The sequence below is a fragment of the Streptomyces corchorusii genome (assembly GCF_001514055.1).
GTDB classification, from domain to species: domain Bacteria; phylum Actinomycetota; class Actinomycetes; order Streptomycetales; family Streptomycetaceae; genus Streptomyces; species Streptomyces olivaceoviridis.
On sequence record NZ_KQ948376.1, the window covers coordinates 118,455 to 128,886 of the forward strand.

The 10,432-nt window shown below is 71.0% G+C and carries 8 protein-coding genes and 3 pseudogenes; 8 read left to right on the plus strand and 3 right to left on the minus strand.

The window, feature by feature from the left end:
• Positions 1–858: 858 nt before the first annotated feature.
• The gene (locus tag AQJ11_RS41510) at positions 859–2,964 is read left to right on the plus strand and encodes an AfsR/SARP family transcriptional regulator (RefSeq protein ID WP_244218630.1); all 2,106 of its coding nucleotides are present in this window, start codon (positions 859–861) and stop codon (positions 2,962–2,964) included.
• 91 nt (positions 2,965–3,055) lie between these two features.
• Here AQJ11_RS41510 and AQJ11_RS41515 read toward each other — a convergent pair whose 3' ends face one another.
• Complete coding sequence (locus AQJ11_RS41515; RefSeq protein WP_244218631.1) at positions 3,056–3,574, minus strand: sigma-70 family RNA polymerase sigma factor; 519 nt, start codon at positions 3,572–3,574, stop codon at positions 3,056–3,058.
• A gap of 560 nt (positions 3,575–4,134) precedes the next feature.
• Here AQJ11_RS41515 and AQJ11_RS41520 point away from each other — a divergent pair.
• Positions 4,135–4,572 carry a cupin domain-containing protein gene (locus AQJ11_RS41520; RefSeq protein ID WP_059266890.1) on the plus strand — a complete coding sequence of 146 codons (438 nt, stop codon included), beginning with the start codon at positions 4,135–4,137 and terminating at the stop codon, positions 4,570–4,572.
• Positions 4,573–4,609: 37 nt separating this feature from the next.
• Here the strand turns inward: AQJ11_RS41520 and AQJ11_RS53000 are convergent, their stop codons facing one another.
• Positions 4,610–4,978, minus strand: a complete 369-nt coding sequence (locus tag AQJ11_RS53000) for an MEKHLA domain-containing protein (protein WP_079082668.1) — start codon at positions 4,976–4,978, stop codon at positions 4,610–4,612.
• A gap of 633 nt (positions 4,979–5,611) precedes the next feature.
• Positions 5,612–6,010 carry a 6-pyruvoyl trahydropterin synthase family protein gene (locus AQJ11_RS41525; RefSeq protein ID WP_058084547.1) on the minus strand — a complete coding sequence of 133 codons (399 nt, stop codon included), beginning with the start codon at positions 6,008–6,010 and terminating at the stop codon, positions 5,612–5,614.
• 295 nt (positions 6,011–6,305) lie between these two features.
• On the opposite strand from AQJ11_RS41525, the gene AQJ11_RS41530 reads away from it, so the two are divergent.
• From AQJ11_RS41530 to AQJ11_RS51920, 6 genes and pseudogenes are all read left to right on the plus strand, one after another.
• Positions 6,306–6,881, plus strand: a complete 576-nt coding sequence (locus AQJ11_RS41530; protein ID WP_059266891.1) for a YbaB/EbfC family nucleoid-associated protein — start codon at positions 6,306–6,308, stop codon at positions 6,879–6,881.
• 197 nt (positions 6,882–7,078) lie between these two features.
• The gene (locus tag AQJ11_RS41535) at positions 7,079–7,579 is read left to right on the plus strand and encodes a cupin domain-containing protein (protein WP_058084549.1); all 501 of its coding nucleotides are present in this window, start codon (positions 7,079–7,081) and stop codon (positions 7,577–7,579) included.
• A gap of 125 nt (positions 7,580–7,704) precedes the next feature.
• Positions 7,705–8,468, plus strand: a pseudogene (locus AQJ11_RS41540) (MBL fold metallo-hydrolase).
• 279 nt (positions 8,469–8,747) lie between these two features.
• On the plus strand, positions 8,748–9,317 hold the full coding sequence (locus AQJ11_RS41545; protein WP_208616745.1) for a hypothetical protein: 570 nt from the start codon (positions 8,748–8,750) through the stop codon (positions 9,315–9,317).
• 428 nt (positions 9,318–9,745) lie between these two features.
• Positions 9,746–10,018, plus strand: a pseudogene (locus AQJ11_RS51915) (transposase); the annotation flags it as partial.
• A 70-nt stretch (positions 10,019–10,088) separates the two neighbouring features.
• Positions 10,089–10,412, plus strand: a pseudogene (locus AQJ11_RS51920) (transposase); the annotation flags it as partial.
• Positions 10,413–10,432 lie beyond the last annotated feature (20 nt).

Sequence of the window (10,432 nt, forward strand, 5' to 3'; positions counted from 1 at the left end):
AGCAGGCGCCCGTAGCGGCCTCCCAGGCGGTGGAGGTCCGTCATGAGAACGAACGGTGCGGGCCTCCCCATGGTTCACCTGCCGCCCTCACGCCGCCGGGGTCCCGGCACACACACGTGTGGGCGGTGCGGCCCGTGAACCTCCGGCTGTCACCTCGACATGATCCACCATGACGGACGGATCCACATCCCCGCGGACACCGCACGGCATTCCTCCCCCCATTGCGTCACCGGCTTGACCGGTGACGCAATGGGGGGCATGATGAACGCAGTCCCCCATCGGCGACGCCGGGCGAGGTGCACATGCCGGTCATACAGGGTCCGGTCGCGCGCGCCGGGCGTCCGTGTTCGACAGGTCGACCCGCGCACTGTCATCGTCATGTGACGCATCGAAGACCCGGGCGGCGCGGGAACGGCAAGTCGGCAGACTGATACGCCGACGGTCACCGACTGCCATGCTTGCCGCGTGGCCCCCCGCCCGGAACGGACGGACTGGCCGGACGGCATGGCCTGTAGTAAAGTCGGGCCTAAACGGACTACGGGGTCCACTTACGGGCATACCGTGGCAGAGGTGTCTCCGCCTCCCGGTGCCGCGACACGGCGGACGGTCGGGGCAGCACCCTTCGTGCGACCGAACACGTCAACCGACAGTGGTGGGTTCCGGACACGCCCGTCCCGCGCACCCGTTCCACTGCCCGTTCCTCCGGGGTTCCATGACATGTCCGATGTTTCTCAGGCATGTCGGCCCGTGCCCTCGCGGCGGACGGCCTCGTCCCGGACCGGAGCGGTGACCCCATCGGACGGGCGACCAACGGCACGACGTGAGAATGACGAGGCCAGCGGCGAGATGGACGCGACAGTGCGCTACTCAATCCTCGGCACCGTGCGGGCATTGCGTGGTGACACCGAGATCGACCTCGGTCCCCCGAAACGACTGGCCCTGCTCGCCCTGTTGCTGCTGCGTGCCCCCGGCCCGCTGACGGTGGACGAAGCCGTGGACATCCTGTGGGACGACGAGCCACCGCCCAGCGCCGTCAACGTGGTGCACCGGCACATCGGCGCGCTGCGCAGAACGCTCGAACCCGAACTGCGCAGCAGGACACACGCGACACACCTGGTGCGTGCCGCCGACGGATACCGCCTGCTGGTCGACACCTCGACCTCCGACCTGCTGCACTTCCGTGACCTGCGCGCACAGGCACAGCTCGCGCTCAGGGGCGGCGCGCCGGCACAGGCCGCACAGGACTTCATGGAGGCGCTGCGGCTGTGGCGCGGTCCGGCCGTCGCCGCGGGCACCCATGTGGCCCGGCACCCGGTGTTCACGTCGGTGGGGCACGAGTTCGTCGCGACGGTGAAGGAGGCGGCCGACGCCGTCCTCACGGCGGCGCCCGCGCTGACCGAGGAAGTGCTGACGATGCTGCGCCGCGCCGTGGAGTGCCACCCCTTCGACGAGGCCCTGCACTGCCGGATCATCGCCGCGCTGGCCGCCAGCGGCCGGCAGGCCGCGGCCCTGGAGCAGTTCGAGAGCATCCGCCGGGGGCTGGCCGACGAACTGGGCGTCGAACCCGGGCCCGAACTGCGCGCCGCCCAGCAGCACCTGCTCCAGCGCCGGATCACCGGCAGTACGGGCCCTCTCGCAGCACAGCCCGTGGTTGCCGGCAGGCCGGCCCAGTTGCCCGCGGACTGCCTGTCCTTCGCGGGCCGTGAGCAGGCACTGGGCCAGTGCCTGGAGCTGCTCCCGCTGGAGGGTGAGAACCGGCCGCCCACGATGACCGCGGCCATCTGCGGCATGGCGGGCGTCGGCAAGACCACGCTGGCCGTGCACTGGGGCCACCTGGTGGCCGACCACTTCCCCGACGGCCAGATCTACGTCGACCTCCAGGGGCACCACCCGTCCCGGGCCCCCCTGGAATCAGGCGCGGCCATCGCCGAGGTCCTCGACGCGCTCGGTGTGGAGAACAACCAGTCACACCCGAGTGCCGCCGCCCTCGGCTCCGCCTACCGCAGTGCCCTGGCCGGACGCCGGCTGCTGCTCGTCCTGGACGACGCGGCGGACTGCGAACAGGTACGGCCCCTGCTGCCCGCCACGCCGGGATGCCTCGCGATCGTCACGAGCCGGCGGCGGCTGGAGGGCCTCGCCGTCACCGACAACGCCCGGATCATCACCCTCGACCCCATGACCCGGCAGGAGGGTCTCGAACTGCTCGACCGGCGGCTGGGCACGAACCGGACCCGTGCCGAGCGCGCCGCCGCGGAGGAGCTGGTGGAATTGTGCGGCGGGCTGCCGCTGGCGCTGGCCGTCGCCGGCGCCCGTGCCCTGACGCACCCGCAGTTCCCGCTGGCCTCGCTCACGGCCAGGCTGCGGGACACGGCCGACAGCCTCGACGCCCTGTCCAGCCGGGACGCCCGCACGAGCACCCGCGACGCCTTCCACCGCTCCTACGACGCTCTGAGCAGCGGCGCCGCGAGGCTGTTCCGGCTGCTCGGCCTGCACCCCTCGCGGGACATCGCCCTTCCGGCCGCCGCCAGCCTGGCCGGCACCGACCTGCGCAGGACCCGGCAGGACGTGGCCGAGCTGATGGACCACCACTTCCTCGTCGAACTGGTCGCCGGGCGGTACACCTGTCACGAACTGCTGCGCACCTACGCCGCGGAACTCAGCTCGCTCCTGGACTCGCCGAGTGCCCGGTCGGACGCGGTCGCCCGGATGGTCGAGCACTATCTGTACAGCGCCGAGGCCGCCACGGCGCTGCTGGCACCGCACCGCAGCACCGTGATCCTGCCGCCGCCGCGGCCGGGCGTCCGCCCCCAGCACTTCGCCGGACGCTCGGACGCCGCCGAGTGGATCGTCGCCGAGCGGTACCTGCTGCCCGAACTCGCCCGCTCGCTGGGTCACTACCCGCGAGGCGAGGCCTTCCGGCGCCAACTGACCTCGGCACTGGAGATGTGCGTCAAGAAGCAGTAGAGGTCGTCGTCGGGGACTCGGGGACCGGGGTCGGCCCCGGGGCGGAGGGACAGCGATGTCCGAGCCCCGGGGCCGGGAGAGACAACGATGTCTAAGCCGCCTCGCGTCGTACGACCGCGCGCAGCTTGCGCAGCGCGTTGTGCTGGCGGCTCTTGACCGTGCCGGCCGGCACCCCGAGGATGCCCGCGGTTTCCTGGATGGTGCGGTCACACAGATAGATGTGGACCAGCACGGCCCGGTGTTCGGGAGACAGCCGGCGCAGCAGCGGCCTGACCACCAGGGCGTCGTGCACCGCTTCGGTGCCGTCGGTGCCCGACACCGGGTCGTTGTAGGTGTCTCCGAGGACTTCCCGTCGGGCATGGGGCTTGCGCACCCAGTCGATGACCAGATGCCGGGTCACGGTGAAGAGCCAGCCGCGGACCGAGCCCTCCATGCCGATCAGACGGTCGATGTTCCGCCAGGCCCGGACGATGGCCTCCTGGACGATGTCCTCGGCCAGTCCGTGGTCACCCAGCATCTTCTCGGCGTACGAGACAAGGCCGTCCCGGTGTTCCCTCATGATCGTGCCGAGCAGGTCGGACCGGGACATAGCCGTGAGGGGCGTAGCCATAGTGTTCTGAACCATCCTGGTTCTCTGTTGTGCGGCGACCGGGGGCCGGATGTAACCCCCGCATTCGCACTCTAGGCAGCGGCGAGTGCCAGAAAACTGCTGCATTTGTGTCGCCGCGGTGCCGTGTCCCCGTCCGGCCGGAACATGTGGGCGGACGCTGTCCGGGGCGGGCCGGAAAACCCCTTCTCACCAGGCGGTTTCCGTTCCCGACGGGAATTCCCGCTCTTAACAGAATCCAAACATGTACGAACGGTGAGTTATATATCACGTGCGTCGAGCCGCCTTGACCCGCCGAACGGCGGCGGCAGTCCAAGGTAAACACATGTGCGTGGGGTGGGACAATCGGGTGGAGAGTGTGGGGGCCCGGCCGGCTCCGGCCGCAGGTGTGACACTGTCTGCTCGGCACGCGATGCGCGCGGCACGGTGCGGACCCCTCGGGCCACCGGAGCCGACAGCGCCGATCATGAACGCGTGTTTCCAGTGAGACAGCGCGCCGGCCCGGCCCGGACCCGCCGGCCCCTGCCGGCGCGCTGCGGATCCAGCTGAAAGGTTTGACCCACATGCGCAAGAACCTGCTGCGCCTGGGAGTGACCATGGCCGCTGCCGCCGGCCTCTCCCTCGGCGCGGGCACCGCGTTCGCCACACCGGCCGGTCCCGGTGTGAAGGGCACGATCATCTCCCGGACGACATCCGGCGGGAAGGACTACGTCCTCCGCCAGATCACCATTCCCCCGGGCCAGAGCACGGGCTGGCACTACCACGACGGAACCGTCTACGGCTTCGTCCAGCACGGCACCCTGAGCCACTTCGACTCCGGCTGCGCCTCCGACGGCGTGTACCGCACCGGCAGCGGCATCACGGAGCCGTCCGGCGCCGACCACGTGCACATCGGCCGCAACCTCGGTACGACCGACGTCGTCCTCGACGTGCTCTACGTCCTGCCGCACGGCGCCCCGCTGTCCGAGGACGCCCCCAACCCGGGCTGCGACTTCCAGTAGGAGCCGCCCCCGCCCGGCCCACGGGTGCAAAAGCCCGTCACGGCAGCACGGGCGCCGACGTGCGCACCCGGCCGCCGTGGCGGGCGCGTCGTACATGGTCACGTCCTCTGTCCAGCAGGGATGGCCGCCCTTGCCGACACAGATCCCCAGGCAGCCGGTGGCGTAGTGGTGCCCGCACGCCGCGCGCGAAGGCGTCACGGTCCTGCCGGCCGTCCGGGCGCGCGGACAGCCGGGACGGCATGCCGACGAACTCGCCCCAGGAGCAGCCGAAGCGCTCCCGCGCCCTGCTGTTGGCGTGGACGAAGAAGGGATCGGCTGAGGTGTCGTGCGCGAGCAGGCCGAACGGCGCTCGGTCGTGCAGCCATCGCGCGCGGCCTCCTGATCGGTGTCCCGCCGCGCCGGGCACAACGGCTCGCCCACCAGCCGCAGATGGCCGGCGAGCAGCGGGGCGGCGAACGCGGGGTCGGTGGCCGGCCTGTTGGCGTCATCGGCGTGCCGCCGTCATCGTGGGATCTCATCGAGGGATCTCATCGAGGTCGCCTGTTCCTTCGTCCGGCAGGAGCCGGCGTCCGGCCCGGCGGTGTGGCACCGCGGTGTGGCACCGCGGTGTCGGACCACGGGAGGCGCTCCTCCGGCGCCGCGCCCCCGAGACTCCGCGCGCCCTCGACCGTGTGCGGCGGACCAGACTGCGGGCCCCCGTGTGGCCGAAGGCCCCGTTCTCGCAGATGCCGCGCGACGGAGACCGCCGCGAGGCGACCGCGACCGTCCGCGACGCGGGTCGCGCGGCTGGTCCGGATCTCCCCTGCCGGACGCCGAGGACGGCGGCCGGGCGCTGCCCCCGCTCCTCGGCGACGACCGTGGCCGCTGTGCGGTGATGCGACGCGCACGATCACGCCGTCCTGGCCGGCCACCGCCCTGGCCTCGGGCCGGCCGAAGCTGCGGGCCGAGGGGTACCACACGCGTCCGGTCATGGTGCGCGGCTGGGCACCCGGAGCCCCGCGCCGCCGCTCACCTCGACGGCGCGGGCCTCATGTGCCGATCACACGCGCCGCTCGTAGGACGCCCACGCGATGTGCGACTCGTGCAGTGTCACGGCCACCTCGTGGATCCCCCGGGCGCCCTCTCCCAGTGCTCCCGCGTGGATCCGCTCCACCAGACGGTCGGCGATCACCTTGGCGAGGTATTCGGTCGACGTGTTGATCTGCTGGAACTGCTCCTCGTCGTCGAGGTTGCGGTAGTTGAGCGCGCCGACCACCTTGCCGAGTTCCGCGGTGGCGAGACCGATGTCGACGACGATGTTGTCGTCGTCCAGGTCGGGGCGCCGGAACGTCGCGTCCACGATGAACGTCGCACCGTGCAGCCGCTGGGCGGGCCCGAAGACCTCACCACGGAAGCTGTGGGCGACCATCATGTGGTCACGTACGGTGATGCTGAACAAGAGTCCTCCAAGGTGGGGCCCGGGACCGGCGCGACAACATACCTGGCGCACCTGTGGCTGAGATGTTTCCATACCTGGCCGCGGACCGGTGAGGGACGTTCACGGTTCCCCCGGCATGTGAACCAAGTGCGCCGCCGACTCGTGTCCATCATGTGTCCCACGGCCCGGCTCCGCCGTCGGAGATCGCCGGGCCCGGACGCGTAGGACGCCCGGAACGTGTCCGAGGCGAACGCGGTCCGCCCGGCCGCTTAGAGGTCATGCCGCCCGCGGGCGGTTTCACCGGCAAAGGAGGACGATGGACAGGCCACCGGGGAGCCGTCTGGAGAAGATCCTTGCTGATTTCGCCGAGCAATGGGGTGTGCTGAGCAGGGCTCGGGAGCAGATGAGGGCACTGTCGGTGACGGCGTGTTCCAAGGACGGTGTCGTGGAGGTCACCGTGGGTGCCGACGGCCGCGCCGCGGGGGTCCGCTTCGTCAGCCAGCGTTTTCGCGAGTTGGCCGCCCCCCAGCTGGGCGACAGCGTCATGGAGGCTCTGACGACGGCCCGCACCGAGTTCGCGGCCCGCACCACCGCCGTGCTGACGGCCGCGAACATCCGTCTGTCGATGGCCGCGGAAGGCGCGCACGAGGACGAGCCGCCGAGCCCGGAGGCGATCCGTGAAGCACCGTCGGTGTGCTGGCGCCGCCTGGTCCGGGAGGCCCGGACGATGGCGGTCGGCCCCGGCCCGGTCCGCGACTCGGCGTGGACCAGGCCGTTGTGGGGCCGCCCAGGTACGCTGTCCGCCCTGCCGCACACTCCCCTGCCGTCGGAGCTGTACGAGGCCGTCACGGCACTGAGAGACGCCCTGTGTGATGCCGTGTGCGACTCCTGAGACACGCTCCGCCGCCCGCGGGCCGACCGGTGACCGGGGAACATTCCACACATACCGGCCACACATACGTATTCGCTGCTACCGTGCTCCGCAGGACTTCGCGGTGAGAAACACACCTTCTCGCCGCCTTCCCGCCGCACGCCCGGCGCTTCCTTCCCTTCCCGATCCTCCGCGATCCCGTCCAAGGAGTCACACCTGTGACCGACTTCCCCTCTCCGCCGCCGGTTTCCCAGGACCGCCAGTTCGTCCTCGGCCAGCACCTGCGCCTGTCCGTCCTCACCTCCGCGGACGAGACCGAGGGCCGCCACGACGTCTCCGACGTCACGCTGCCCCCGGGCGCCGGGACCCCGCTGCATCTGCACACCGGCTACGAGGAGCGCATCTGGGTCGTCTCCGGCTCCCTGACGGTCTGGGCGGGACCGGACACCTTCACTCTGCGCTCCGGGGACTTCTACGCCATCAAGATGAACACACCGCACACGATCAAGGCGGGTGACGACGGCGCGCGCACCCTGGCCATCACCTCCCCCGCCAGGTTCGCGGAACTCATCAGCCGCACCGGTACCCCCGCACACCTAGCCACCACTGAAACCGAGTGGGACATGGGTCTGTTCCAGGCCGTCACCGAGGAGTTCGGTGACATCATCCTGGGCCCGCCCGGCGCCACCCCGGCCGACCTCCAGAGCGACGGTCAGTGATCCGAGTGGACCGCTGCGGGCGGTGAGAACGACGGCGTTGTCCCGTCGTCGTCCGGCTCAGGCAGGTGCCTGAGCCGGATCCCCGCAGCGGTCCCCCGCGTTTTCCTTCGAGGAGCCGTACGGCCATGCCGAGAATCCTGCGTGACGACGGCATCGTCCGGGTCCGGGACCACGTCTACGCGGTGTCCGGCAGCAACACCGACTGGTGGTCGTCAAGGACGGCGAGAGCCGCACCCTGATCGACACCGGCTACCCGGGCGACCGCGACGCCGTGCCCGCCCCGCTCCAGGCGGCCGGGCTGGACCCACGTTCGGTGGCCGCCGTACTGGTCACGCACGCGCACAACGACCACATCGGTGCGGCCGAACACCTGCCCGCCGTGTACGACGTGCCCGTCCTCATGCACCAGGACGAGGTGCCACACGCCCGCCGCGGCTTCCTCGACCAGGTTTCCGTCGGACAGGTGCTCGCCCAGGCATGGCGTCCCGGCGTGCTTCCGTGGGCCGTGCACGCCCTGCGCGCGGGCGGAACCACCCACGTTCCGGTCCGCGAGCCGCGGGCCTTCCCCGTGCCGGGAGCCCTGGACCTGCCCGGCGCCCCCGTTCCCGTGCACACACCCGGGCACACCAAGGGTCACTGCGCCTATCACCTGCCCCACAGCGGCATCCTGATCAGCGGTGAAGCCCTGGTGACCGCGCACCCCACGTCACGGATCAGCGGTCCGCAACTGCTGCCCGACATGTTCCACACCGACCGCGCCAGGGCTCTCGACTCCCTCGCGGCGTTCGAGAGGCTCGACGCGGACACCGTCCTGCCCGGCCACGGACCCGTGCACCACGGTTCGGCCGGGAAGGCCGCCCTGACAGCCCGCGAACGCGCGGCGACGTGACCTCGGGGACCGGTGGGGCTCCCGGTGCCCCACCGCTCCCCGGACGGTTCGACGACACACTTACCGGGCAGTCTGTTCGAGGGGGAACCCCGTGCGGGTGACGATGGCGTCCTGCAAGCCGTGGCAAAAGGCAGCACTTGCCACGTGCATCGGGCACATCGCGATTATCGTGAAGAGTGAACATGCCCGACGAACCGTCTGGCGTCGACACTTATCTGCACGGGACCCTCGGCGTGGGTACCATGCGCAACGTCATCCATATCGAGGGAGTGAACGGTTGTGACCAGCCAATCAGCCGCCACGCTCCGGTCGCGGTACGTGGAACAAGCCGCATCGGACCTGGAGGAGAACCGCCGGCGACAGCAGGAGCTGGAGGAGAGGATCAGGGTGTTGAAGCAGGAGGAGGCCCTCCTGGCGGACATCCTGAACCTCGCCGAGCGGTACGAGGGCTTCGCCGACCCGTCGCGTCTGCCCGAGCAGATGCAGGACGAGCCGGTCCTCGCGAAGGCAAAGTCGGGGTCCGGTGCCGCGTCGCGGCGTTCGGCGTCGGCCAGGACCGCTTCGAAGAGCAGGACGGCGAAGGCCGGTGCGAAGGGGAAGTCGCACCGGCCTCTGCTCGGGGACCTGCTGGCGGATCTGCTCGCCGGCCACGACGAGCCGCGCCTGGCGAAGGAGCTGCGGGACGAGCTGCTCAAGAAGTACCCGGACCGCAACCCCACCCCGCAGGTGGTACGCAACACCCTGGAAGCCCTGGTCGCCAAGGGCCGCATCCGGCGTCACAAGCAGCAGCGTTCCGTCATGTACACCCTGGTGAAGCCGGCCTCGGCCGCGGCGGACACCGCGGGCTGACACCTGTGCGCCCGTCCCGTCGGCCGTAGTCGCGCCGCCGGTCACCCGTACGTGTCCGGTGCGGCGGGCTTCGCCATGCGGGACGGGTGAGCCACCTTCGGGCGGTGCGGCGAGGAGGCCGCGCACGCCGCGGCGCCCCCTCTCGCAGCTCCCCTCCGGCAGCTCGACACCGGTCTTCACAAACGCATCTGTCCTCATGGCGGCACCACCGGGCACCTCCGCCCCGGCGTTCCCTCTGCTCTCCCTATGTCCACGGACGGGCGGGGCCGAAACGTTCACCCGGAGCCGTCCCCGTGTCCGCCGAGCCGACAGCCCGTCGGCGAACGCGGGCACGGTGCGAGGTCCGCGCCGGCAGCCGGGCCGCTGCGTCAACGTGACGAGTGCGCTCCGTTCGCTCATATGTGTCGCGGGCACCGCCCCGGCGACATATGCCGGTCGCCGCCGCGAGCCGGGCCCCGTCGTTCGGACCATCCGGCGTCGCGGGCCTTGGCGTTCCCGCCTCCCCACGCCGCCGCGCTCACGCGGGGGCCCCGGATCGCGTCGGCGACCATCCGAGCGGTGACGCCCAGTGGGCGAGGATCGACCCGTTGCCGACGTACCGGACTCCGAAGCGGGGAGGGCGGCGGCATGACCACCGGCAGGTGATGGACGCAATCGCGTTCAAGTACCGCACCGGGACGCCACGGATGGACCTGACCGAGCACTTCGGCTCATGGAAGGGCGCCCACAACCGGCTGCGGAAGCGGGCCGCCGTGGGTGTCCCGACGCACCGGCCGCCCCAGGGTCACCCCGGACGTGGTCATGGCCGACAAGGCGTACTCGTCCCGCACGACCCGAAGCCATCTGCGTCGGCACGGGATCCGGGCAGTGATCCCGCAGCCCGCCGATCAAGCCGCCAGCCGCAAACGCCTGGGCAGCCGCGGCGGCAGGCCACCGGCCTTCGACCGCGACGCTCGCAAGCAACGCAACACGGTCGAGAGCTGCCTCAACAAGCTCAGGCAGTGGCGCGGCCCGGCCACCCGATACGACAAGACCGTCACCATCTACCTCGCCGGCCTGCACCTCGCCGCCGTCTTCATCTGGTCGGCAAGCTGATCCGAAAGAAGCGACCTAGC

Coding starts and splice junctions, on each gene's coding strand:
- AQJ11_RS41520 (WP_059266890.1), top strand. CDS start 4,135: ATGCGCAAGAACCTGCTGCGCCTGGGAGTGACCATGGCCGCTGCCGCC.
- AQJ11_RS41530 (WP_059266891.1), top strand. CDS start 6,306: ATGGACAGGCCACCGGGGAGCCGTCTGGAGAAGATCCTTGCTGATTTC.
- AQJ11_RS41515 (WP_244218631.1), bottom strand. CDS start 3,574: ATGGCTACGCCCCTCACGGCTATGTCCCGGTCCGACCTGCTCGGCACG.